22 protein-coding genes and 1 riboswitch are annotated in these 25,802 nt (G+C 37.4%); of the genes, 8 read left to right on the top strand and 14 right to left on the bottom strand.

What is annotated here, in order from left to right; genetic code table 11:
- Window positions 1-130: 130 nt before the first annotated feature.
- Window positions 131-2,569, bottom strand: a complete 2,439-nt coding sequence (parC, locus tag ACIQXF_RS16060; protein WP_402784479.1) for a DNA topoisomerase IV subunit A — start codon at window positions 2,567-2,569, stop codon at window positions 131-133.
- Window positions 2,566-4,542, bottom strand: coding sequence for a DNA topoisomerase IV subunit B (gene parE / locus ACIQXF_RS16065; protein WP_402784482.1), 1,977 nt, complete (start codon window positions 4,540-4,542; stop codon window positions 2,566-2,568). The genes parC and parE overlap by 4 nt, the downstream gene beginning before the upstream one ends.
- Before the next feature lie 686 nt (window positions 4,543-5,228).
- Between parE and plsY the strand changes: the two genes are divergently transcribed.
- The 5 genes from plsY to ACIQXF_RS16090 all read left to right on the top strand — a co-directional run bounded on the left by plsY (window position 5,229) and on the right by ACIQXF_RS16090 (window position 10,786).
- On the top strand, window positions 5,229-5,834 hold the full coding sequence (gene plsY, locus ACIQXF_RS16070; RefSeq protein ID WP_402784485.1) for a glycerol-3-phosphate 1-O-acyltransferase PlsY: 606 nt from the start codon (window positions 5,229-5,231) through the stop codon (window positions 5,832-5,834).
- Between the two features lie 19 nt (window positions 5,835-5,853).
- Window positions 5,854-6,144: a HesB/YadR/YfhF family protein gene (locus ACIQXF_RS16075; protein ID WP_402784488.1), complete on the top strand. Its 291-nt coding sequence runs from the start codon at window positions 5,854-5,856 to the stop codon at window positions 6,142-6,144.
- A gap of 145 nt (window positions 6,145-6,289) precedes the next feature.
- Window positions 6,290-7,846: a spore germination protein gene (locus ACIQXF_RS16080; protein WP_402784491.1), complete on the top strand. Its 1,557-nt coding sequence runs from the start codon at window positions 6,290-6,292 to the stop codon at window positions 7,844-7,846.
- A gap of 14 nt (window positions 7,847-7,860) precedes the next feature.
- Window positions 7,861-9,060 carry a Ger(x)C family spore germination protein gene (locus ACIQXF_RS16085; RefSeq protein WP_402784494.1) on the top strand — a complete coding sequence of 400 codons (1,200 nt, stop codon included), beginning with the start codon at window positions 7,861-7,863 and terminating at the stop codon, window positions 9,058-9,060.
- A gap of 274 nt (window positions 9,061-9,334) precedes the next feature.
- A complete protein-coding gene (locus ACIQXF_RS16090; RefSeq protein ID WP_402784497.1) occupies window positions 9,335-10,786 on the top strand; it encodes a GerAB/ArcD/ProY family transporter in 1,452 nt (483 codons plus the stop codon).
- 570 nt (window positions 10,787-11,356) lie between these two features.
- Here the strand turns inward: ACIQXF_RS16090 and ACIQXF_RS16095 are convergent.
- The gene (locus tag ACIQXF_RS16095; RefSeq protein ID WP_402784500.1) at window positions 11,357-12,688 is read right to left on the bottom strand and encodes a short-chain fatty acid transporter; all 1,332 of its coding nucleotides are present in this window, start codon (window positions 12,686-12,688) and stop codon (window positions 11,357-11,359) included.
- A 109-nt stretch (window positions 12,689-12,797) separates the two neighbouring features.
- On the opposite strand from ACIQXF_RS16095, the gene ACIQXF_RS16100 reads away from it, so the two are divergent.
- Complete coding sequence (locus ACIQXF_RS16100) at window positions 12,798-13,124, top strand: DUF3870 domain-containing protein (RefSeq protein ID WP_402784503.1); 327 nt, start codon at window positions 12,798-12,800, stop codon at window positions 13,122-13,124.
- A gap of 39 nt (window positions 13,125-13,163) precedes the next feature.
- Here ACIQXF_RS16100 and ACIQXF_RS16105 read toward each other — a convergent pair whose 3' ends face one another.
- From ACIQXF_RS16105 to metA, 6 genes are all read right to left on the bottom strand, one after another.
- Window positions 13,164-14,357 carry a thiolase family protein gene (locus ACIQXF_RS16105; protein ID WP_402784506.1) on the bottom strand — a complete coding sequence of 398 codons (1,194 nt, stop codon included), beginning with the start codon at window positions 14,355-14,357 and terminating at the stop codon, window positions 13,164-13,166.
- 11 nt (window positions 14,358-14,368) lie between these two features.
- Window positions 14,369-15,004: a 3-oxoacid CoA-transferase subunit B gene (locus tag ACIQXF_RS16110; RefSeq protein WP_402784509.1), complete on the bottom strand. Its 636-nt coding sequence runs from the start codon at window positions 15,002-15,004 to the stop codon at window positions 14,369-14,371.
- A complete protein-coding gene (locus tag ACIQXF_RS16115) occupies window positions 14,997-15,686 on the bottom strand; it encodes a CoA transferase subunit A (RefSeq protein WP_323653824.1) in 690 nt (229 codons plus the stop codon). The genes ACIQXF_RS16110 and ACIQXF_RS16115 overlap by 8 nt, the downstream gene beginning before the upstream one ends.
- A gap of 10 nt (window positions 15,687-15,696) precedes the next feature.
- On the bottom strand, window positions 15,697-16,413 hold the full coding sequence (locus ACIQXF_RS16120) for a carboxymuconolactone decarboxylase family protein (RefSeq protein WP_402784514.1): 717 nt from the start codon (window positions 16,411-16,413) through the stop codon (window positions 15,697-15,699).
- Between the two features lie 207 nt (window positions 16,414-16,620).
- Window positions 16,621-17,460 carry an alpha/beta fold hydrolase gene (locus ACIQXF_RS16125; RefSeq protein ID WP_402784625.1) on the bottom strand — a complete coding sequence of 280 codons (840 nt, stop codon included), beginning with the start codon at window positions 17,458-17,460 and terminating at the stop codon, window positions 16,621-16,623.
- 635 nt (window positions 17,461-18,095) lie between these two features.
- Window positions 18,096-19,031, bottom strand: coding sequence for a homoserine O-acetyltransferase MetA (gene metA / locus ACIQXF_RS16130; protein WP_402784517.1), 936 nt, complete (start codon window positions 19,029-19,031; stop codon window positions 18,096-18,098).
- Window positions 19,032-19,221: 190 nt separating this feature from the next.
- A riboswitch (SAM riboswitch) is annotated at window positions 19,222-19,332 on the bottom strand.
- Between the two features lie 204 nt (window positions 19,333-19,536).
- Here metA and ACIQXF_RS16135 point away from each other — a divergent pair.
- Window positions 19,537-19,908: a nucleotide excision repair endonuclease gene (locus tag ACIQXF_RS16135; RefSeq protein WP_402784520.1), complete on the top strand. Its 372-nt coding sequence runs from the start codon at window positions 19,537-19,539 to the stop codon at window positions 19,906-19,908.
- A gap of 104 nt (window positions 19,909-20,012) precedes the next feature.
- Here ACIQXF_RS16135 and ACIQXF_RS16140 read toward each other — a convergent pair whose 3' ends face one another.
- The gene (locus ACIQXF_RS16140) at window positions 20,013-20,795 is read right to left on the bottom strand and encodes a TrmB family transcriptional regulator (RefSeq protein WP_402784523.1); all 783 of its coding nucleotides are present in this window, start codon (window positions 20,793-20,795) and stop codon (window positions 20,013-20,015) included.
- Window positions 20,796-20,920: 125 nt separating this feature from the next.
- On the opposite strand from ACIQXF_RS16140, the gene ACIQXF_RS16145 reads away from it, so the two are divergent.
- Window positions 20,921-21,691, top strand: a complete 771-nt coding sequence (locus tag ACIQXF_RS16145; protein WP_402784526.1) for a sulfite exporter TauE/SafE family protein — start codon at window positions 20,921-20,923, stop codon at window positions 21,689-21,691.
- Between the two features lie 36 nt (window positions 21,692-21,727).
- Here the strand turns inward: ACIQXF_RS16145 and ACIQXF_RS16150 are convergent, their stop codons facing one another.
- The 4 genes from ACIQXF_RS16150 to ACIQXF_RS16165 all read right to left on the bottom strand — a co-directional run bounded on the left by ACIQXF_RS16150 (window position 21,728) and on the right by ACIQXF_RS16165 (window position 25,572).
- Window positions 21,728-21,859, bottom strand: coding sequence for a hypothetical protein (locus tag ACIQXF_RS16150; protein ID WP_402784529.1), 132 nt, complete (start codon window positions 21,857-21,859; stop codon window positions 21,728-21,730).
- Window positions 21,860-22,078: 219 nt separating this feature from the next.
- The gene (gene panF / locus ACIQXF_RS16155) at window positions 22,079-23,524 is read right to left on the bottom strand and encodes a sodium/pantothenate symporter (RefSeq protein ID WP_402784532.1); all 1,446 of its coding nucleotides are present in this window, start codon (window positions 23,522-23,524) and stop codon (window positions 22,079-22,081) included.
- Window positions 23,524-23,787 (bottom strand): YhdT family protein, encoded by a 264-nt coding sequence (locus tag ACIQXF_RS16160; protein ID WP_402784534.1) that lies wholly within the window; start codon window positions 23,785-23,787, stop codon window positions 23,524-23,526. The genes panF and ACIQXF_RS16160 overlap by 1 nt, the downstream gene beginning before the upstream one ends.
- Before the next feature lie 255 nt (window positions 23,788-24,042).
- Window positions 24,043-25,572 carry a hypothetical protein gene (locus ACIQXF_RS16165; protein ID WP_402784537.1) on the bottom strand — a complete coding sequence of 510 codons (1,530 nt, stop codon included), beginning with the start codon at window positions 25,570-25,572 and terminating at the stop codon, window positions 24,043-24,045.
- Window positions 25,573-25,802: the final 230 nt, after the last annotated feature.

The following is a 25,802-nucleotide window of genomic DNA, read 5'->3' on the forward strand; positions in this document are numbered from 1 at the left end:
ACGGACACCCTTGCTCTTGGCTAACCTCTACTTCTGTCTTCGGGGTTCGGGACTTGCACCCTATAGTTCATACGCATGCCGGGCGCACATAAAAAAAGCCCTGCTCTCAAAAGGAGCATGGGCTAGAAAACTAGTTTTGTTTCTCTTCTTTTTTGGCTGTTAATACATGTGAAATAGCTCCGTCTGTTGCAATATCCACTTTAAAGGAGCCGTTTGAATGACGGTCTGCCCGCGTTAATGCTTGTACATCAATGAGCTCTTGCACACCTTTTTCCGTTTCGATCATTAGCTGTTCCTCATCAGTAGCCTTGACTACAGCCACAATACGATGTGGATTCGCTTTTAACTCTGTTAACACTTTTAAGCCGCGTTTCGCACGACTTGCCATCTCAACTTCGGCTACATTCATTTTTTTCACTGCACCGCGCTGTGTCACAATCACAACATATTCAGTATCATTTGGCTGTAAAATATTGATTCCAACTAAGGCTTCTCCGTCTTTCAACGTAATCCCTTTAACACCACCTGTTTTTACACCAGTTACTGGTAACTCCTCCATCGGGAAGCGAATCGCATAGGCAGTATCTGTCGTTAATAGCAGCTCTGCCTCATCTGTCACAATATCTGCAAAAATCATTTCATCGCCAGCTTTAACATTCATCGTTTTAATTGGCTTCGAATAACGCGTAACCGCATAATCGGCCAGAGGTGATCGTTTAATTTGCCCCTCTTTGGTAGCTGTTAAGATATACGTATTGGCCTGCTCGAATGTTTCAAAACCATACACAGCAATAATAGATTCATCTTCTCCAGTCGGCACAATACTAGAAATATGCTGACCAAGATCCTTCCATCGAATATCTGGGAGCTCATGGACAGGCTGATAAATATAATTGCCTCGATTCGTAAACAACAGCAAATGATGCTGCGTATTTAAAGTTTCTTCATATAACAAATAATCGGAATCCTTCATCGCAAAATCCTGGCCATTCGAGGCTGCATGTGAACGTGTAGATGTACGTTTAATATAGCCATCCTTTGTGACCGTCACAACGACTTCTTCACTTGGCACAAGTACATCTAATGTAATTTTGATTTCTTCAATTTCCTGTTCAATTCTCGAACGTCGTGGTTCTGCAAAGCGCTTTTTAATATCCAGCAATTCTTGTTTAATGACACGTATAAGCTTTGCTTCACTGTTCAGAATACCTTCAAGCTTAGCAATCAGTTTACTTAGTTCTTCCTGTTCACTGCGTAGCTCTGTAATATCGGTATTCGTTAAACGGTATAATTGCAAGCTAACGATTGCCTCTGATTGCACCTCAGTAAAATCAAACTTAACCTGTAAATTTGTTTTCGCATCTCGTTTATCATTAGAAGAACGGATCGTTGCAATCACTTCATCTAAAATAGATAGCGCTTTTATTAAGCCATCCACAATATGCGAACGATCTTTTGCTTTTTGTAAATCATAAATGGAGCGGTTCGTCACAACTTCCTTTTGATGGGCAATATAAGAATCCAGTAACAATGGTAATGTCATCATAGTCGGACGACGATTATGGATCGCAATCATATTAAAATTATAAGCTACTTGTAAATCAGTTGTTTTGAATAAGTATTGTAAAATCCCTTGTCCAGGAACATCTTTTTTCAATTCAATGACAACGCGTAAGCCCGTACGATCCGATTCATCACGAATTTCCGCAATACCTTCAAGACGTTTATCTACACGTTGCTCATCAATTTTCTTCACAAGGTTTGCTTTATTGACATCATATGGTAACTCCGTAATCACGATTTGTTCTTTTCCGCCTTTTATCGGCTCAACGATTGCCTGAGCACGCACGATGATTTTGCCGCGTCCTGTCTCATATGCTTTCTTGATGCCATCGACACCCTGAATAATACCACCCGTTGGAAAATCTGGCCCTTTAATGACGGTCATCAATTCATCAACAGTGGCATGTGGGTTATCTAAACGCATAAGAACACCGTCTAGCACCTCATCCAATGCATGAGGTGGGATGTCTGTGGCATAGCCGGCTGAGATACCTGTCGAGCCGTTTACAAGTAAATTTGGGAAACGGGCAGGTAACACAGTTGGCTCCATATCCTGATCATCAAAGTTTGGTACAAATTCTACTGTCTTTTTGCCAATATCACGTAGCATTTCTGCTGCAATGGCCGAAAGTCTTGCTTCTGTATAACGCATCGCTGCCGGTGGATCACCATCTACAGAACCATTATTACCATGCATTTCGATCAGCATATGGCGTGCTTTCCAATCCTGACTCATACGGACCATCGCTTCATACACAGAGCTATCGCCGTGTGGATGATAATTACCGATAACATTACCGACTGTTTTTGCGGATTTACGGAATGGTTTATCGTTTGTATTACCTTCTGTATACATCGCATATAAAATACGACGTTGTACAGGCTTAAGACCGTCGCGTGCATCTGGCAACGCGCGGTCTTGAATAATATATTTACTATAGCGACCAAAACGGTCACCCATTACTTCTTCTAAAGGTAAATCTTGAAATTTTTCCGTACTACTCATGCTTGGTCCTCCTCTTGTTGGATGAATTCATTGTCTAAAATATTTGAATCATCCTCCATACCGAAGTTTACATTGGCTTCGATCCATTTACGGCGTGGTTCAACTTTATCGCCCATTAACGTTGTTACACGTCTCTCAGCGCGTGCACCATCCTCAATCGTTACGCGAATCAATGTACGCGTTTCAGGGTTCATCGTCGTATCCCACAGCTGGTCGGCATTCATCTCACCAAGACCTTTATAGCGCTGTAATATGTAACCCTTTCCAACTTTATTAATGGCTTTTTGCAAATCACTTTCAGTCCAAGCATATTCAATCACTTCTTTTTTACCAGTGCCTTTTGATACTTTATAAAGTGGTGGTAAGGCGATAAATACCTTTCCTTCTTCAATTAAAGGTCGCATATAACGATAGAAGAACGTCAATAGCAGCACCTGTATATGAGCGCCATCTGTATCAGCATCGGTCATAATAACGACTTTATCGTAGGCTGAATCTTCGACAGAGAAATCTGTTCCAACGCCTGCACCTATGGCATGAATAATCGTTGAAATCTCCTCGTTCTTCATAATGTCCTGAAGCTTAGCCTTTTCTGTATTAATGACTTTACCACGTAAAGGTAAAATCGCTTGGAACGTACGATCTCGCCCTTGTTTAGCAGAGCCTCCTGCAGAATCACCTTCGACTAGGTATAACTCATTTTTCGCAGCATTGCGAGATTGTGCAGGTGTTAATTTTCCAGAAAGAATAGTACTACCTTTTTTGTTTTTCTTCCCATTTCGTGCATCTTCACGTGCTTTACGTGCCGCTTCACGTACTTGCTGCGCACGAATCGCTTTTCGCACAAGGGATGAAGACAGCTCAGCATTTTCTTCAAGCACATACAAAATTTGCTCTGAGACAACACTATCCACTGCCGAACGTGCCTCACTCGTCCCTAGCTTACCCTTTGTTTGACCTTCGAATTGCAGTAAATGCTCTGGAATACGGACAGAAACAATTGCCGCTAATCCTTCCCGGATATCTGTACCTTCAAGATTTTTATCTTTATCTTTTAACAAACCGATTTTACGTGCATATTCATTAAAAACACGCGTTAACGCAGATTTGGCACCTGTTTCATGTGTCCCTCCGTCACGTGTACGTACATTGTTAACAAATGATAGGATTGTTTCTGAATAGCCGTCATTATACTGGAAGGCAAATTCTACTTCAATCTCGTCTTGAATCCCTTCCACATACTTTACAGGATGGAGTACATCTTTCTCCTCATTCAAATAAGCAACGAAAGCTTCAATGCCGTTCTCGTAAAAGAAAACATCACCTTTGCCTTCCTCGCGTTCATCGATTAACTCAATTTTTAAGCCTTTTAATAAAAATGCTGACTCACGTAAACGTTCAGCTAATGTATCATAATTGAATTTTGTCACAGAGAAGATGGTATCATCTGGTAAAAAGTGAACAAGCGTTCCTGTTTGTTTAGTTTGACCAATTTCTTCAAGTGTCGTCACAGGATGTCCACCGTTTTCAAAACGTTGTCGATATTTTTTACCGTCACGATGAATGGTTACTTCTAAAAATGTCGATAAAGCATTAACAACCGAAGAACCTACACCATGTAAGCCACCGCTCGTTTTATAGCCACCTTGTCCGAATTTACCACCAGCATGTAGGACAGTAAAGATAATTTCCGGAGTTGGTTTTCCCATCTTATGCATACCTGTTGGCATTCCTCGGCCGAAGTCTCGTACGCTGATACTTTGATCTTTGTGAATAGTGACAATGATATGAGAACCAAAGCCAGCCAGTGCTTCATCCACCGCATTATCGACGATTTCATATACTAGGTGATGAAGTCCACGGCCATCTGTAGATCCGATATACATGCCGGGTCGTTTTCGTACCGCTTCTAATCCTTCTAAAACTTGAATGGCGTCATCATTATAGACGCTTGGTGACTGTTTATTCGCCAAAAAATTCCCCTCCAAAAAACAAACGCATGTTCTATTTATATTCTCTTCCTAATAATAATAGCATTTCCTGTCAATAGCTAGCGACAGGCCCGATAAATTTTTAAAATTCCCTCTTTAGCTTCACAGTTTGATCATTTTTACAGTAATCACTCATCTATGTGCTTGAGTATTCACAAAGTGCTGAGCTATTTCCTAGACGCAAGGTAATCAGCTTTAGTTGCATAAACAAAACAACAATTGAATAACCCATGATTACAAGCTTGCATCAAAATTAACACAAACTCCTGAGGATTTTGATATCTTCATACAGAAGCTTTTCAGTTCGCTCTGCAAAATATACAGGTATATTAATAAAAATTCTGTCTTTCTGAAGATTATACTAGCTTTTCCATGACATTAAAGATAGACTTCTATTCTACCAAAGGAATGTGTGATTGACAAAATTGCCTTTTTACCTATATTTTTAGAAAGGGCTTTCGAGGTGGTGGCATAACTCGTGTCAAATAGCCTAACCGACATTCAATAGACAAATAGAAATCCATGAAAAATATTTATCTTTTGTATTGAATTCAAGGTACACGGCGAAATCTCCTTCATGACATTGTAGATTATAGAGAAAAAGTGTAAAATACTTGTTACAAACTAGTAGTACCAAGTGATGGTATATGAATGAAAGGAGTCCAGCTATGCTAAATGGACTTATTATTATTTTATGTGCTTATCTCATCGGCTCTATACCTTCTGGCTTATGGGTAGGCAAAATTTTTTATAAAACAGATATTCGTGAACATGGTAGTGGTAATTTAGGAGCGACGAATACATTCCGTATTTTAGGAAAGAAAGCTGGGATAGTCGTAACAATTATGGATGTCTTAAAAGGGACAGTAGCAGTATTACTCGTATCACTTCCTGTATTTTCTGAAGTATCTATTCACCCATTGATTCTTGGACTTGTAGCCGTAATTGGTCATATGTTCCCTATCTTTGCAAGCTTCCGTGGAGGTAAAGCAGTAGCAACATCAGCAGGAGTGCTTTTAGGTTACTCATGGCCTCTATTTATCTTACTATTTGTTGCTTTTATTGTAACATTAAAAATAACGAAAATTGTCAGCTTAACTTCTATAATTGCCGCTTTAGTAGCACTTATCTATTCTATCGTTTATTATTTTGTTACAGGCGATTTTGCGTTAGGCATTTTAGTAGCCTTTTTATTTACTTTTATCGTGTATCGTCACCGCGCAAATATTGCCCGTATTAAAAATGGTACCGAGCCAAAGGTGAAATGGCTGTAAGAAAGAGAGGAGCATTCTAATGAAAATCGCACTAACAGATGAAGCCCTTCAATGGTTTAAAGATGAAATGGAAGTAGAATCCGGTGATTTCATTCGTTTTTATGCACGCTATGGTGGGTCAAGTCCATTTCATGAAGGCTTTTCTCTTGGAATGACACGTGAGGAACCAATCAACATTGGTATAAAGACAGAGATTGATGACGTTACCTACTACATTGACGAGAAAGACTTATGGTTTTTTGATAATCACAGCCTACATGTAGATGTTGATGCGACAATAGAAGAATTAAAGTATGAATATCGTAAATAAAGCAGTGTTTCCTTTCGTTATGACGAAGGGAGCACTGCTTTTCATTTCCCAAAGATTTATTTGAATTCTATTCCAACCTTGGTTTATCTCTTCTAAAAGTTGTGCATTCTATTTGTAGTAAATGTACATCCCGAGGAGGAATACAATGTCCATTTCTAAAATTACCGATACCTCCCAATCAAAATCAAACAAAGACTTACTATATGGTTCTCTTTCTCAAAATTTGAAGGTGATTAAAAGCACACTTGGAAATAGTAACGACCTTATTATTCGAGAAATTACCATTGAAACAGCTGAAAAACATGCGATCGCGATTATCTATATAGATGGTTTATCCGATAAAACGGCCATTTCCGTTTCTGTTATCGATAAACTAATGCTTGATATCCCAGAGGCTCATGACAACGAAATAGAAAAGATTAATCAATATTTAAGAGAATCTTGTTTAACAGTTGGCGACGTAAATGATATTTTCCATTTCACAACACTGTACAGTGCTATTTTAAATGGAGATACAGTCATCTTATTGGATGGCTTTACAACAGGCATCGTGACGAGTACTAAAAGTGCAAAAGATCGGGCAGTTGCTGAGCCATCAGCAGAATCCGTCATCAGAGGTCCGCGAGAATCCTTTACAGAAACGTTACGTACTAACACAGCCCTTATCCGACGGAAAATTAAAAGTCCGAATCTCTGGATAAAGTCGCGTATTATTGGCGAGGTCACGAGAACGGATGTAGCCGTTATGTATTTAAACGGCATAGCGAATGACAAAATAGTCGCAGAGGTTCTTGCGCGCTTAGATCGCATTAATATTGATGGCATTTTAGAAAGTGGTTATATCGAAGATTTTATTCAAGATTCTAAATTCACGATATTCCCAACTGTCTATAATTCTGAACGACCTGATGTTATTGCAGGTGAGCTATTGGACGGTAAAATTGCTATTTTAGTGGACGGAACCCCATTTGTATTAATGGTACCAGCTCTATTTACATCTTTTTTACAATCTGCTGAAGATTTCTATCAGCATTGGTTGATAAGTTCTCTTATCCGCCTATTAAGATTTTTTGGAATTAGCCTTGCCTTAGTAGCACCATCACTTTATGTAGCAATCACCACATTTCATCAAGAAATGCTACCAACGCCAATGCTCATCAGTATTGCATCTCAACGAGAAGGAGTCCCCTTCCCTGCTGTTGTAGAGGCACTTATTATGGAAATTGCCTTTGAGATTTTGAGAGAAGCAGGTCTTCGTATGCCAAGAACCATCGGACCTGCAGTATCCATTGTTGGAACTTTAGTGATTGGTCAGGCTGCCGTCGAAGCAGGGGTTGTATCTGCTGTAATGGTTATTATTGTGGCATTAACAGCTATTTGTAGCTTCCTATTCCCTGCTTATGGCTTATCCAACACAATCCGTGTTCTACGTTTCCCATTAATGGTTATAGCTGCAATCTTTGGGTTATTTGGTGTTATGTTTGGACTTATGATCATTATCCTACACTTATGTAGCCTAAGAACGTTCGGTGTCCCCTATTTAAGTCCATTCAGTCCATTAATTTTAAAGGATCAAAAAGATGCGTTAATATTGCTACCACGCAGTGCTTTATTAACTCGACCGCGCTTAATTAGTCAAAAAAATACTGCCAGAGGACATAAGTATGTGGATACTAAAAAGAGGAATTCAACGAATATGTAAACGAGGAATGCACCATGGCAAAATTTAAGGCAATATGTTTACTGACGATTCTTACTTTACTTTTAAGTGGTTGCTGGAGTAAGCGTGAACTCAATGAATTAGCGATTGTCGTAGCATTAGGAATAGATAAAGTAGATAATGACTTTGAAATAACTGTTCAAGTCGTGGACGCTAGTGAAATCTCCTCAAAACAGCCAACTTCAGGACGATCACCCGTTATTACCTATCAGTCAACAGGTACAACGGTCTTTGAGGCCATTAGAAAAATGACAACAGTAACAGCTAGAAAACTTTATTTTTCTCATCTCCAGGTAGTTGTGCTCGGAAATGAATTAGCAAAAGAAGGAATTAGCGAGCCGTTAGATTTAATTTCAAGAGATCATGAATTCAGAAATGATTTCGATGTCATCGTTGCTCATGACGCGACTGCCGAAGAAGTTTTAAATGTATTAACACCTATTGAAAAAGTACCAGCTAATAAAATGCTAAAATCTCTTAAGACGTCAGAGAAAACTTGGGGTACAACCCAATCCGTTAAAATTGATGAATTAATCAATACTTTATATAGCAATGAAAAAAGTGTAGTCATATCTGCCATTGAAATACAGGGGGATAAAAATGTTGGAATGGATCAAACAAATGTTAAAAGATCGAAATCTCCTGTGCTATTGAAGTATACGGGCTTAGCTGTTTTTAAAGAAGATAAACTCATTGGGCTTTTAACAGAAGATGAGAGTAGAAGCCTAGGTTTTTTAAGGGACAAAATAGAAAGTACAATTGAAATTCTTGCTTGCTCTAAAGGAGGTACGTTATCAACAGAGATTACGCACTCAAAGACGACAATAAAAGGTAAATTTGAAAATGGAGCTCCCAAAATCAATGTTTCTATAGATGTTAACCAAAATATCGGAGAAGTTGCATGTAATATAGACCTTACAAAAGAAAAATCGATTCACTTCGTAAATAAAAAAACAGAAGAACTTATTAAAAAACGAATTGAAGAAACAATCAGTACAGTTCAGCGAAATTATCGGGTCGATATTTTTGGATTTGCTGAAGTACTACACCGCAAAAATCATAAAGAGTGGAAAAAAATAAAAAAAGACTGGCCAACCATATTTCAAGAGCTACCAGTTAAAGTTGAAGTAAATGTAAACACACAAGGATTAGGGACGACGGAAAACTCATTGGTGAATAAGTTGAAAGGAGAATAGCCATGATTATGACGATATTCATACTAATAATTTCCGCTATAATAGCCTTTGCCTTCATTCCAAAATTAATAAAAAATAAAGAAACGAAAACGATTGTTATTTTTTCGATTTTTTTATTGATCGGCGCTGCATTAAATATCGGGGTTTCCTTAAAGCTCAAAATTCCGAGCCCAATAGACTTGATTACCTTTATTTTTTCTCCAATTAAAGATTTAATCGTCTCCCTGACAAAATAATAAGGCAACTCTATGTTAAGTAAAAAGGGGTATCATTCATGATGGAAAAAGAAATAATTAGTTCAAGACAATTTATGATTATTACCCTTCTCTTTTCAATTGGTACAGCCATTTTAATTATACCTGCTAGTGTAACAAGCGAAGCAAAACAAGATGCATGGATAGCAGCTATCATTGGTGTCGTTTTAAGTTTGCCCATAGTAAAGCTTTTCGTCACTTTAGGAAATAGAACACCTACCCTTACATTTGTAGAGGCTAATGAAAAGATATTAGGTCGTTTTTTCGGAAAATTTACTATAATTGGCTTTATTCTAATATCCTTACTTTCTGCCGGTGAATTATTATATTTCATTGGAATTTTCATGAAAACGGAAATTATGCCTGAAACACCTACGATGGCCTTTGCATTTTTGTTCAGTATTATCATTATTTATGCTGCATTTCTAGGAATTGAAGTTTTTGCCCGTTCTGCAGAAATACTATTTCCAATATTTATATTAATTTTTATTTTCTTTGTAATTTTTATTACACCAGCCATCCATATTGAAAATTTACAGCCAATAATGGAAACACCAAAAAAATCTTTATTCTTTAGTATGATTCGATTTATAAGTCTTTTTTCATTCCCTCTTGCTGTATTATTGACGATTTTCCCTTCCGCAGTTAACGTTCATAAATCTGCACAAAAAGGTTTTTACATTGGCACAATTATTGGGGGGATTGTCTTAATTACAATGATCACACTGTCTATTCTTGTCCTAGGTCCGGCGAATACTGCTTCTAGGACATTTCCTAGCTATTCATTAGCTCAAAGAATTTCAATCGGGAATTTTTTACAGCGCATAGAAGTTATTATGGCAGCCATGTGGATTATATCAATTTATATTAGAACTTTTATGTATTTTTATGCTTCGGTTATCGCTATTGCACAATTATTTAAAATTAAAAATCATCGACCGCTCATTTTTCCACTCGGCATGATTATCCTTGGACTTTCACAAATTGTTCATCCAAATATCATTCATTCAGATATATACAATAGAGAAATATGGCCTTTGTTTTCCTTCGTTTTCATGATTTTATTACCATTAGTTTTATTACTTGTCGCCATGATTCGTAAAATTAATGGTAATCAAGGAAATACTACACAAAGTAATAGCAGTACACAGAGTGAAAGTGGTAGTAATAACGGAAATTCTTCTCAAAGTGGTAACAGCAACAATAACGAGGACGCCACACAGAGTGAAAGTAACAGCAATAGCGATAATTCTACTCAGAGTCAAAGTAACAGCAATGGCGATAATTCTACTCAGAATCAAAGCAACAGCAATGGCGATAATTCTACTCAGAATCAAAGCAACAGCAATAGCGATAATTCTACTCAGAGTCCAAGCAACAGCAATAGCGATAATTCTACTCAGAGTCAAAGTAATAGCAATACTGGCAATACCCCAAACAGTGATACGAACGGGAAATTACCAGACAATTAAAAGCATAGTGGTTCATCATCAAAAATTGTGGGCGTCATTTGTTGATTGGAGTGGAGACGGCGGGAGTCGAACCAACCATCTCAGAATGTTATTATATCAAGGCTGCGGGGGCATAGATTATAGTGCTAGAATTTTTCCTCGCCGCCTCTCGAGTTCGTCTAGCTTTTTTAAAAGCTCTAATTCCGCCTTGGTGCTGGCCCCTTACAGCTAAATTTTCTTTGACCACATTGATTTTAAATGCTGGTTGATATTGAATGGAACGATTTGAAACGGATACCACATTTGGGATTCGCCTCAAATTGTTTTCTTTGATGTTCATTAAAAATAATTTTACTGATGATGTTACCTCGTTCTTTATTTGTAAAGTTTAATATAATGAGATTTTCAGTTTAAAAAACACAAAAACCCCGAATAGAGGCACTTTTTTTTAAGTGTCCACTATTCAAGGTTCAGTTCAGTCACTACCTAATTGGCCATTTTTTAATAGTGCTTGAAACATGTTGGACATTCATATTCCCCCTAGACTAAACTAGAACTGTTAGTATTTAATCCAATTAGAACTTCTAACTATTAAAATATATATGACCAGGCTAAAGTTGCAATAATGTAAATAACGCCTACAAAGAACATAATCATAACAAGGAAGCCCATAATATCTTTTAACTTTAAGCGAGATAAGGCCAACGCTGGTAAAATCCAAAATGGCTGAACTAAATCATTCCATGCATTCCCCAACATAACAGACATTGATGTTTCTGATAAAGATGCCCCTAACTCCTTAGCTGCCTCAATCATAAATGGACCTTGAACAGTCCAGTGCCCACCAGCAGAAGGTGCAAAGAAATTAATAAAGAAGGAACTTATTAACCCCCAAAACGGTAGTGTATGTTCAGTGGATAAATCTACAAAGATTTTGGCAATTGTGTCCACTAATCCCGATGCAGCCATTATCGCCATAATACCTGCATAGAACGGGAATTGAAGTAATATCCCTGAAATAGTTTTAATACCATCTGCTAAATGCTCAACATAACGTGCAGGCGTTCCTAATAAAATAATTCCTAAGAATAAAATAATGAAGTTTAAAATATTTAAGTTTAACGAATTACCATTTGTGAAATAAATGACAATATAAACTAACCCCAACACACCAATTGTATAGGCTAAAATACGGCTATTGTTCAATTTGTTCGCTAATGTATTTTCTTCTAATAAGTTTAGTTTCGCTTTTGGTTGATCTGCATATAATGCCGGATCAATCTCAACAATATTGCTTGGATTTTTTGGATGTAACATCGCATTAAATAAAGGCAATGTGATTAAAAGTACAACTGTTGTTAAAATCATTGGTACACTAAAGATTGTGTCAGAAAGTGAAACCAAGCCCATTGCATCCTCTAAAAAGTGACCAGGTGTTGAAATCAAAATCGGAATAGAAGCCGACAAACCTAAACCATAAAAAGTAAAGCCAGAATAAGCTGCTGCAATAATTAACGGATAGTGGACCCCTTCAACCTTTAAAGCTAGTTTTTTCGCTATAATTCCACCAACTACTAAACCAAAGCCCCAGTTTAAATAACTACCAATACCACCGACAAGCGTCGCCACAATTACTGCCATTTTTGGTGTATGAACCATACTTGCAATTTTATTTAAAAATTTATCAGTAACGGGCGCTGTTGCTAGTACGTAGCCCATAGCAAGGATAACAGCCATTTGTGTTGTAAATGCTAAGAGATCCCAAAAACCGCTACCCCATGCTGTAGTTAAATCTACAAAGCTAACATCTTCAACAACTAGAGCTAAAACAAATGTCAATAATGTAAGTCCAATTGCAAAAACAAATGGATCTGGTAAATACTTTTTCATTATTTCTGTGAAAAAATTCGTTAACTTTTCCATACTATATCCCCCTTGATGTTTACGACTAAGAAATTTTTGGGAAGTATCCCTAAAGCGATAAAACATGATAAAATATAATCACAATCTATACATTTTGGAGGTCTTTTCCTTGCAAAAATTAACTAGTATATTAGTGACCGCTTATGCAAAAGCACCCCAAGGCACATCCATGTACGAAATGTACAAACATGCTGGCATTGTGTTAGAAATTGATAAAGAGACCCATCAAATTATTGATGCAGAATTCACATTTATCACAGGTCTTGCGCAAGATTTTTTTAAGCGTATGCTAGTTGGCTTTGATCTTACAGCCAACATTGATGAATTAATCAAACGTGTTGATGAGCACTACTATGCGCCTTCAAGTGGCTCAGTGGCAGTTGCTTTAAAATCTGCGCAAAAACGTTATTTAGAAAAAATCCAAAAGGATTATTAATTTTTTAGCACCGAGTTTAGCAAACTACTCAGTGCATAGTTATGCGTGGCAATTTTCAACGACGGTTGTAATACCAAGCCCCCCTGCTATGCATAATGTCACTAAACCATAACGTTTTCCTGTTCGTTCTAGCTCGTGGATAAGCTTTGTCATTAAAATGGCACCTGTTGCGCCAATAGGGTGCCCCATTGCAATAGCACCACCATTTGGATTTACTCGACTTATATCTAAATTAAGCTCCTTTATTACTGCGATTGATTGTGCTGCAAATGCTTCATTTAGTTCGATTACATCAATGTCATCAATCGATAAATTTACCTGTTTTAAAGCTTTCAATGTAGCGGGTACTGGGCCAATTCCCATAATTGATGGATCTACCCCCGCTGCCGCTTGTGCTAGTATTTTTACTTTTGGTCTATAACCAAGTTCTTCTGCCTTTTCTTTCGACATTAGCAACAATGCAGATGCGCCGTCATTACGACCACTGCTATTCCCAGCTGTGACTGAACCACCTTTACGGAAAACAGGCTTTAACGTTCCTAACCTCTCCTCACTCGTTAAAAATGGATGCTCATCTATTTTAAAAATCTCCACTTCTTTTCGTTTTTTCACTTCATAAGGTACAATTTGTTGGGCAAAGTACCCTTCCCGTATTGCATATGTTGTACGCTCTTGGCTTCGATGTGCAAAAGCATCCTGCTCTTCACGTGCAATCGAATATCTCTCTGCTAAATTTTCCGCTGTCTCCCCCATTGTGGAAATACCATATACTTCAAAGGGTTGAGACCCTGGCTGACTTTCTGTATTCGGATCTAAAATAGAAGCATTTCCAACACCATATCCATAGCGAGCGTTTCGCAAATAATAAGGTGCTGTACTCATAGATTCTGTCCCGCCAGCAATAATAATTTCGCTGTAGCCAAGTGCTATCTGTTGTGCTGCATTATTTATGGACTGTAGACCTGAGCCACATTGGCGATGTACCGTATAACCAGGCACAGAAATCGGTAACCCTGCTCGTAATGAGGATAGACGTGCAACATTTGATTGATCCGCACTTTGTTTTGCTTGTCCTAAAATCACCTCATCAACTAGTCCTGAATCTAACTTTGTTCGTTCTAGAAGCGCACGGATAACTTTCTCACCAAGAAAATCTGCTGTCTCATTCATTAATGAACCACTTAATTTACCAATTGCAGTACGAACACCATCTACAATAACAACTTCTCTCATGATTTTCCCTCCTATTTCAACATATTAACGAAACTTGCTTCCGTACTTGTCTCTACTTGTTCTAATGTAGCTCCTGGCATTAATTCGACTAAATATAATTGTCCATCGAGGTAATTGAAAACGGCTAACTCTGTAATAATCGTATCCACACTTCTTGTTGACGTAATCGGGAATGTACAATCCTTTAAAATCTTGCTTCTTCCGTCCTTTGAAGTATGCGACATTGTGACAATGACCTTTTTTGCTCCAATTAATAAATCCATTGCACCGCCAACACCGATAATATTTTTCCCTGGAACTGCCCAGTTTGCGATACGTGCATGCTCATCTACTTGAAGCACACCTAAGATTGCCACATCTACATGGCCACCTCGTATCATGCTAAATGATTCTGCACTATTGAAAAAGGATGAACCAATGGCTTCTCCAACTGGCATCTTCCCAGCGTTTACTACATTTGGGTCAATATCCTTTTCATCAACCCCTACCACACCGAGCATGCCATTTTCTGTGTGGAAGTAGACATTGTCATTGTCAACATACTTTGCTACCAGTGTCGGAATACCAATTCCTAAATTAATAATTTGTCCATCTTGTACTTCTTTTGCAGCTCTTTTCGCTATTAGCTCTTGAATTGCATTAACCATGCTCTATTACGCCCTCCCTCGTTAAAATCTTCTTCGCTACAATAATTCGATCTATGAATAGATGCGGGGTAATGATCTCATCACTTTTCAATTCACCTGCTTCTACAACCTCATCCACCTCAACAATTACTGTTTTGGCCGCTGTCGCCATTAAAGGATTAAAGTTACGAGCTGTTTTGTAATACACTAAATTACCGAGCGTATCAGCCTTGTATGCTCGAATAATAGCAACATCCGCCTTCAGCGCCTTCTCAAACACATATTTCTCACCATCTATGATCTTTGTTTCTTTGCCCCTTGCTAAATCTGTACCTACAGATGTTTTTGTATAATAACCACCAATCCCTGCACCTCCTGCTCGAATGGATTCAGCTAAAGTGCCTTGAGGCAATAAATCAATCTCAATTTCACCGCGTTGAAATGCCTCACCTACATCCCGGTTTCCAGTAAAATAAGAGCCAATCGCCTTTTTTACTTTCTTTTGTTCTAGTAATTTCCCAAGGCCTTTTCCTTTTTCCCCCAGATTATTACTAATAATCGTTAAATTATTTACGTCTAGTTCAACAAGGGCATCAATTAAAGTTAATGGACCACCAACTAAACCAAATCCACCAACCATAATTGTTTGTCCGCTTTCTACGCATGATAATGCATGCTCTACAGAATCATAAATTTTCATCATACTCACTCCGTTATTTTTTAATCAGGGCGTCACTTATTTCAAACCAAGCAGGAATACCTGCTGTTAGCAAGCAAATATAGCCAAGCTCTGCTAGTTCCTCTTCCGCTACACCTACTTCTCGTGACTTTTTAGCCCAATAATCTGTTTCTTTATTTTTTAAAACTGTTGTATAAATTCCTGTCATAAGGATATATTTCATTTGTGTGGACACTACATTACCGTTAAGTAACTCCGTCTTTAAAGCGTTTTCATCTTTTGCTACCAAATGAGAAAGTAATTTTTCAAAATATGCTTTACTTTTCTCTGTCGAAGCAAATGTACTGTAGTACTTCACAATATCGAATATTGACGCTTCATGTGAAATTTTATCAACATCAGTATTCATTAACTCTAAGGCATATTCAAATGACTGCAAGCCAATTTGTAGCGCTTTTTCTCCACCGTAGTTAAATGCTACAAGTAAGTATTCAATTAATTCTTCTAGTGTGGCACCACCATCTATAGCTCCTTTCGTGTGGTACACCATACTACGTGCATAATATCTTGCCGCATTCATACCGACTAACAGAATGTCTTTTTCTTTCACAGACAGTACTCCCGGTGCCATTGCTGCACCTCGAAGCGCTGTATAATGATCTAGCATTTCCGGATGATTGTCGTGCATTTTCTGCACCCATCCTGGTACAACATCATAAACTTTTTTGAAATACTCTAAGCCTGTTACCATTTAGAAACTCCCCTTTTTTGTATAAAATTGAATTAAAAAAGGCCACACCTCCCCTAAAGCACGGGTTTTACCGTACGTTAGAAAAAGTGTAGCCAACAGTCAAGCAGGGAAAGTAAAAAAAGGTCATTTTTCTACGACTGCTCGATAGGCACTTAATTTTGGTTAATTTATTATTTACACAAAATTATAAAATTTGCAACTATTTTTTTATAATCTCTCTAAAAAACGTTGAATCACTGGGTTAACATCTTTTCTTTCTTCGAAAACCAATGTGTAATGATTACTGTTAGATGTATACTTCCAGATATTTTTGGCATTTTTTAGTGTTTCAGCATAAGACTCAGCTAAAAATAATGCAGGCATAGCTCCAATTTCACCAGTTGAATGAATTAAAAGGATTGGGCATTCCACATTTTTAAAGATTTTTTCAGGTTTATAGTCATAAAAACTTTGGAAGTCTTGACGTATTTCCTCTTCATTAGATTTATTTTCCCAATGCTCATCTTTTTTCGCAATCTCATAGTTTCCTACATTCGCTAAATGTTCAGTCCACTCGACTCCAAGACGTCCATAAATCCCTTTAATTTCTTGGATGTAAGATTCAGCTGTTTCGTACTGCTTACTAATACGTCCAAGTGAAGGCTCGACGATTTGACGTTGGTGATCTGTACAAGTTGCAGCTCCATCAAGCAATATAACCCCCTTGACATCACTGCGTTTACTAGCAACATTCGCCATAATAAACGCCCCCATTGAATAACCCATTAAAATTGGTTGATTAATATTCAATGTATCAATCAAGGCTAAAATATCCTGAGTATGTAACTCTATTCCAGTATTTTCTGAAGCCGGTCCACTATTGCCACGGCCTTTTAAATCCACTGAGATAAAACGATATTCACCTTTTAATAGCTCCGCATAATAATGCATTTGCAGATGATTCCCAGTCAATCCATGTACCGCTAAAATAGTACCTTTCTCACCTGGGTAATCTGCAAAATGTAATTCACTGCCATTAATATTCATTGTTTGGTACTTCACTGCCATCATCCTCCATGTAAAAGTTAAAGCTAGTTTTACACCCTAAATAAAAAATAGTCAAATTTTTTTCTTTTTTCAGATTCATATAATTTCTATAATTGGTTTTTTTATCTCAAAAATAATTATTTAAATATAATAAAATTAACCCCTCGAATTACCAAAATATAAGATACACTATTTGAAAAGGCGAAGATAAGGTCATAATGAAAAGAAAAATATTTATTTTATTTGAAATGTATCAGTATTTATTAAATCTGCATCGTTAGCTTAAGATTTGTTCCCAATATCTTTGGTAAAAAAGCCTAATCGGTTATTTATGAATATGGCCCTAGTGCTGAAAAAGGCACAATTCATCTTCAAGAATTGCGCCCGATTGTTGTTCATCCTGCCTCAAAAAATTTCTAATTCTTTTTGCAAATCACTTCACTTGCTTATTTTTCACATCCTGCATTCCAACGCATACATTTAGTCATTGACTTTTTCCTTACAAAAGAAAAAACACCCAATGTAAGCGAGCAGACTAGTCCAATTTTGAAATGGATAGTTAGAACACTTACATAGAGTGTTTTAAGTACATCTATATAGATGGTTGAGGTTATGAAAGAAATTTAATGACGTTTTTTATTTGCTATTGAACTGAATTAAATATGATATTCAATCTCGTCAACGAAATCCCATTCATATGGTGTTTCTTGGTAAACATAGTAATTCAACCAGTTTGAGAATAATAAATGTGTGTGGGCACGCCACGTATTCATCGGTTCTATTGTTGGATCATCATTTGGGAAATAATTGACAGGCACTGCGATATCTAATCCTTTCGCAACATCTCGGCTGTATTCATCTGCTAATGTTGTCGCATCATATTCCAGATGGCCTGTAATCATAATGTTCTTATTATCCTTTGATTGCACAATGAAAACACCAGCATCCTCAGAATAAGATAGTAAACGCAAATCTGGATGGTTTCGTACTTCTTCAATAGAAACAGATGTATAACGTGAATGTGGTGCTGTAAATAAATCACTAAATCCACGTACTAAATCTACTGTTAAATCCGTGATGACATGAGAATAAACACCCGAGCATTTAGCAGATAACTCAATTTTTCCAATACCATAATGATGAAATAATGCTGCTTGTGCACCCCAACATATATGAAGGACCGATGTTACGTTTGTCTTGGACCAATCCATAATTTCTGAAATTTCCTGCCAATAGTTCACTTCTTCAAAGGCCATTTTTTCTACTGGTGCACCCGTAATAATCATACCATCATAACGGCGATGACGAATTTGATTGAAGGTCGTGTAAAATAGCTGTAAATGTGATTTACTGACATTTTTTGATTCGTGTGTAGCTGTATTTAGAAATGTAATATTCACTTGTAACGGTGTATTACCTAGTAAACGTAGTAATTGTAGCTCTGTTTTTTCTTTTTCCGGCATTAAATTTAAAATTAATATATTTAACGGACGAATTTGTTGAGTTTTTGCTCTATCCTCTTCCATGACGAAGATTTTTTCCTCACGTAAATGTTCTCCAGCAGGTAAGTTTTTCGGAATATTAATTGGCATTTTGCTTTCCCCTCTCTTTTGGTTCTCTCTTTAAGATCATTTAGTGTCTCAGTGGTAATGCACGTGTCTTCGTGCAAAGTTCAATAAGGCTTTCCTGAATTATCAGTCTCACCATCATAAATAGTAAGTAAATTAAAAAATCCCCCTCATTCCATATGAGATAGAATGAGAAGGATTTTAACCACGTTCACTCTTATCTCTCAAAGGAAAAATCCTTTGCTGGAATTAGCACCTTTCTAACTAATGTTAGAGGTTGCTGAAGCGTCGTAGGGCCAAATCCCTCAGCTTCTCTTGATAAGATTATTTAATTAAAAAGAATTGTAACATGAACAATTAAGAATATCAATAATACATAGAATATTTTGTCATTACCATGCATGGCATTCTGTCATTTGTTCAACACTAATCTATGGAACAAACCTTGTTTACCTCATGAAATCTTATGGTAAACGTGCTGTAATTATGTTAACATATACCTTTAGTAACAGAGAGGAACGTGAATAGTTTGATTAAAATTGAATTTCCCAAACCAGATGTAGTCATTCGCCAACGCGAACAAGATGTAAAACCAGGTGACGTACCAATCACACCGTACTTTGGTTTTATTGATTTCCATAAAATCACACGTGAAAAAGGCGGCATTTTCTTATTCTATAATGAAAAGAACGAACTTTTATTTGTTGGTAAAGCCCGTAAAATTCGTCAACGCATTAAAAAACACTTTGAAGACAATGTGTCACCGATGAAAAATCATCGTGATGAAATTTTCAAAATTGAAGTGTATGAAGTAGAAGATGCAATGGAACGTGAAATTTACGAAACGTATGCGATTAATGTTTTCCGCTCCAAGTACAATGTCGATAAAGTATTTTATTAAGAATACTGTGCCTGTTTCATAATAAATAAGAATCTGCTGGCTATCTGTAAAATAGGTGTTAACCTACTTGTACAGAGCCTTGCAGATTCTTTTTTTGAATACCGTCATTCTAAAAAGAAAGCTTTCCGTTCTTTTGCAATCCAGTCCTCGAGCTCATGATCATCGCGCTTTACTAATCGATTGATCAGGACGTCATGCCAAATATAATCCTCTAATAAATAAATATGGACAGGATCATTGGTGATAAAAGCTATTTCTTGATTAGACGGTGAATGACCATAAATCATTTCTTGACCATCTATCGATAAAATAAACCAATGGGGTGTAGAAGTTTTTCTCGTATAGTGGGTGGCACGGTGTCTGTCTATAGAAGCTAGATGCTCCTCCACATACAATGTAATGCCATGTACCGGAACATGCTTGGCCACCCCTTGGATCTCTTCTCGCAATACATCATACATATCTTCCCACATGGATAGCATGACTTTCTTCTCCGCTTTTTGTAATAATGACTGACAATAATTGACGATCGTCTCTTTCCCTTTAAGCATTAACACTTTATGTTCCGTTTCCTGCTCTTTTGTTTCTAATTTTTCTAAATGATCACTGATTGACGTAAAATTTGATTGCCAACGTTGCTGAATTTGTTGTAAAAACATCGCTACTGGAATGGAAGAATAAGTCGTTTGATCAGCCGCTTCTTCTTTCAGTACTAACCCTTTTTCAACGAGTACATTCAATATGTCATAGATTCTGGCGCGTGGAATACCAGAGTTTTTACTGACTTGATAGGCACTAACATGACTATTTTGAACGAGTGCTGTATAGGCCTTAGCTTCATATTCAGTAAATCCCAGTTCTTTTAATTGGGCGATTAATGTATCCATCCAATCCCTCCATTTCCTTTATTATAGAATAATGTAAAGAAGATAACCAACGAAAAAAGTTAGTCTTTACAGCGCTCCGAATTTTAGTTACTATTTCAGTAGTAACTATCTAAAGAGGTGTAAACATGCTATTTGATTTGGATTTAAATGTAGTAATATTATTAATTTCATTTGGGTTTCTTGCTGCCTTTGTAGACGCAGTTGTTGGAGGGGGTGGCTTAATTGGATTACCTGTTTTGATGTTTGCTGGTTTAAATCCAGCGGCAGCAGTGGCGACTAATAAGCTTGCAGGTACTATGGGCTCTTTAACATCCACCATCTCCTTTTATCGATCTGGCCAGCTAGAAATTCGTTCTGTTCTCAAATACTTTCCACTGGCCTTTGTGGGATCACTTTTTGGGGCTTGGACTGTGCATTTAATCAATCCTGAATTATTAAAACCACTCATGCTCATAATGCTTGCTGCGGTTGCAATCTATACAATCTTTAAAAAAGATTGGGGATCGGTATCTGCTGTCAAAAATTTATCGACTTCCCGTTTAATTTTGTTCATGTTTTTGATATTTAGTATTGGCTTTTATGATGGGTTTCTCGGTCCTGGAACTGGTTCATTTTTAATCTTTAGCTTTTTGTTAGTCGGCTTTGATTTTTTAAAAGCAGCAGGAAATGCCAAATTTTTAAATTTAGCAAGCAATGTTGCAGCTCTTTCGATGTTCGCCTACTTAGGTCACATTCAATATGTCTATGGCTTACTAATGGGGGTAGCTCAAATTGGCGGTGCCCTACTAGGGTCACGTGTGGCGATTAAAAAAGGAAGCGGCTTTGTTAGAGTTTTGTTTATCATCGTTACTATTACGTTGTTAACGAAAAATACGTATGATTACATCGTTCATTAATGAATGGACATTTAAAAACGCCGTAGATTTTTAACTCTACGGCTTGTTAGCTTGTCGACAAACTTTGGCGTCCAATTCCTTTAATTCGGAGAAGCTATCTGTCGCTTCAGTGATTCTATCCGTCGTTTCGGTAGTTCTTTCCGTCACTTTGGATGGTCTTTCCGTCACTTCAAATTCTATCCTTCGCTTCAGAGGTTCTTTCCGTCGTTTCAGTAATTCTTTCCGTCAATTTAGATGGTCTTTCCATCACTTCAAATTCTATCCGTCGTTTCAGTAGTTCTTTCCGTCACTTCAGTAGTTCTATCCATCATTTCGGTGATTCTATCCATCTCTTATTATCTACAATTGAAACGCCGTAGATATTCTATTTCTACGGCGTTTTCTTAGTTAGATAAATAATTTTTCTTCTTTAAATTTATGACTCGTTACTAAGCTCACAATAACAAAAATGAAAAAGGATGCAACAATTGGAATGGTTACTGTATGCATACCAAAGACGGACGGATAAAAACGATCAATAACAATATATAAAGTCATCCCCGAAATCATCGACGTAATGGCACCATATTTATTGGCCTTTTTCCAATAGAGCCCTAATACAACAGTCCAAATAAAGACTGCCTCAAGGCCACCAAAAGCAAATAGATTAAGCCATACTAATAAGTCTGGTGGATTTAGTGCAAAGATGATCACTGCTAAGCCAATAACTGTTGTGACAATAAAGCTTGCACGCTTAATTTCCGTTTCATTAGCTGTTGGCTTGATATAGTTTAAATAAATATCTTTCACAACAGTGGAGCTAACGAGCATAAGAAGCGCGTTAACTGTAGACATTGTCGCTGCCATTGGTGCAGCTAAGACAATACCAGCTAAAAATGGTGGCAAAACCTTCAATGTCAGAAGTGGCATTACTTTATCTCCAATTTCAATCCCTGGTATCACTGGACGTGCTAAGACACCAATTAAATGCATACCAAACATAATTGTCCCGATGGCAATAGTGCCAATGATAATCGCTAAATGCATACTTCTTGAATCTTTATAGCTCATGGCACGAACTGCGATTTGTGGGAGCCCCACAACGCCAACCCCGATTAAAATCCAAAATGTAGAAACGTATAAAGGCGTTAATTCTCCTTGTGCTCCAAATGGAGACACAAAATTCGGGTTCTCTGCCACAAGGGAAGCCATAATTTGATCGATTCCTCCGCCAGCGATAATTGTTCCAATTAATAAAACAATCGTTCCAATGACCATAATGGAGCCCTGCACTGTATCCGTTAATGCCACGGCTCGGAAGCCTCCGATAATAACATACACTAACACAGAAATGGCAAAGATAAAGAGTGCTGTTGTGTAGTTTAAACCTGTTAATGATTCGATGAGGCGCGCACCACCTACCCATTGTGCCATCATTGCAGAAAATAAAAAGATGATGATACTTATGGCTGATAAAAAAACAATGGCGTGGCTTTTATAGCGTTCTCGTAAAAAATCAATTAATGTAATAGCTTGATAACGTCTTGCGATAATGGCAAATTTCTTCCCTAGTATCATCAGTACGAAGTAGCCAGCAGGAAGTTGCGCCATTGCCAATAATACCCAGCCAAGTCCTTTCGTATAAGCAACCCCTGGACCACCAATGAAGCTACTTGCACTACCATACGTTGCAATCATGGTCATCGCAAGAAGGAACCCACCCATTTCACGACCACCCAGGAAATATTCTTGTAAAAATGAATTGGATGAGCGTATATGCTTATTCGACCAGACACCAATACCAAAGATGATGACTAAAAATATTAGCAGTGGAAAAATAACTTGCCAGTGCATTATTGATCCACCTCCTCATCATCAAATGGGACCTCTTTGAAAAAGAGTTTCATAACGAGCCAGATTAAAATAATCATAAAGCCTGTCCCTGCGATACAGCTGTAGAAAAACCATGCAGGGAAACCAAGTACATAAGTATAGCTTGTCGGATCACCAGAGCCTAGTCCATAGGCAAAGCCGAACCAAATAGCAAAGTTGACAATAACAAGTACGATGCCAATAAGCGCCTCTCGATGCGCAATTTTAAAACGTTGATCTTTCAAAATATATAGTCCCCCTAACCTACTCTATTTTACTGATATGTTTGTATTATAGGAACCTTTGTGAAAAAAATAAATGTTTGATTAAAATAAGATTTAATTCTTGCTTTTCTCTCGGGACATTATTTTTCAAATCTACGCTTTAAAAAATGACGGAACATGAAAAGGCATGAGTCCGTTACAAAAGAACTCATGCCCAAACTGATGCTAAATGTAATATCTATGTCTAATTCATTTATGGTTGCTGTTTATGATGTTTTAGTTAAGATAGATGGCATATTCATCTCCAAGATAGATGTCTTTAAGATAGATATCTTCAAGATAGATTTTATCAAGATAGATGTCATCAAGATAAATTTTCTCAAGATATTCTTTTTCCACATAGTCCTTATCTGTTACAACTATATAGTTAAAGTCCACGTTTGCTTTCCCATCCGCAACAACGGTTACAATTTCGGTTGCATCGTCAAAGTCGTCGCCGCTAAGAACGCAAGTATATTTGCCCGGTTTAAGATTATCAAAAGAAATTTCGCCACCGTTGTTGATGACACCATTGTAAACTACATTGCCATTTTCGTCGGTAACAACCAACTTGAACCCGACATCATACTTATCTTTTACAAATTCATTCCCAACAGTATCATTTCGTACAAAGTAATCAGCTACAAGGTCATCACGTACCTTATTATCATCTACAAGGTCAGTTCTTACCCATCTATACTCCTTAAATTCATATTTACCTGTTGTAAACCATTTAATACCGTCTTGATTGTGGAAATACAGATAAACTATGTCACCGTGGCCAGCAGGCATATCAACAGTAACTGTGTTGCCATAATGTTTCGGTGCATTCCCAGGGAAATCCTGAGGGTTATTTACGACATAAGCGCCGACATCCGCTGCTATGAGTCTATCGTCGAAGGAGATTGTTAGTTTATCATTAGCTATTTTTACATTATATTTATATCCGCTTGGTCTATTTTGAGGACTTGAATCCGCAATATCATACCAAATGCCGCCTTCAGCACTCGCAGCAGCAACATTTACCGCAACATAAGTATGACCATTATTAAATGCATTATCAGACAAACTTACTAATGTTTTAGTTTCATCAGAGGATACATCTTTTGCATATACAGGCGCATAGTAAGGCTGATATTTTTTTTGCCATACTGGCTGATATTCTTTTTGCCATACAGGTTGATACGTAATTTTTTCATGTTGTTTGGTTACATCTACATTTACTTTCAACGAACCGACAGCAGGCTGTACTTCAGGCAATTTACCAGCAGTGTGGCTAAGATTGAACTGTGTTGCGCCTTTTTTAGGAGCTTCTTGGGGGAAATATTCCGCACTAAGAAGTTTCCATCCATAATCGGTAACAACACCGAAGTGCTGATTACTTTTGTAAGGTTTTACGTTTTTAAATTCTAATATTTGGCCGTTTTCGTCAATGAAATTGATGTTTGCGTAACCACCGAGTTTATCAGGGTTGATAAAGTGCCAGAAGATGCCTTCGCCGTCCGCTTTGTAGCCCTGAACGAAGTCAGTTTCGCCCTTTTTATCACTAAGATCAAAGGTTTCGCCTTGTCTGTAATCTAACCAGTCAATAGGTGCTTTATCGGCTTGATGCAACGGGTAGGAAGGTACTCCCGTTTTTGGGTTTTCACCAATTGGATCAGACTGATTGCCATTATTTCCGCTATTGGCGCTTGCACTTATTGTTGCATATGGAATCATCACTGCTAAAACAAACACAAGTGTTAAGATCTTTTTAACTATTTTCATAAATTGTTTTACCTCCACCATAATAGAAAATTGATTTTTTATTCCCCAATTTTCTGAAGTCGGGTATCTTCGTTTTCAGCCTCATTGCTATCGTGCAACGTGGTTAAACGCTCATTTTCTTATGGAGTTGAGTTCTTCGTTTTCAGCCTCATTGCTATCGTGCAATGTGGTTAAACGCTCATTTTTTTATGGAGTTGAGTTCTTCGCTTTCAGCCTCATTGCTATCGTGC

It is taken from the genome of Lysinibacillus sp. NPDC097231 (assembly GCF_044761885.1).
Taxonomy (GTDB): Bacteria; Bacillota; Bacilli; order Bacillales_A; family Planococcaceae; genus Lysinibacillus.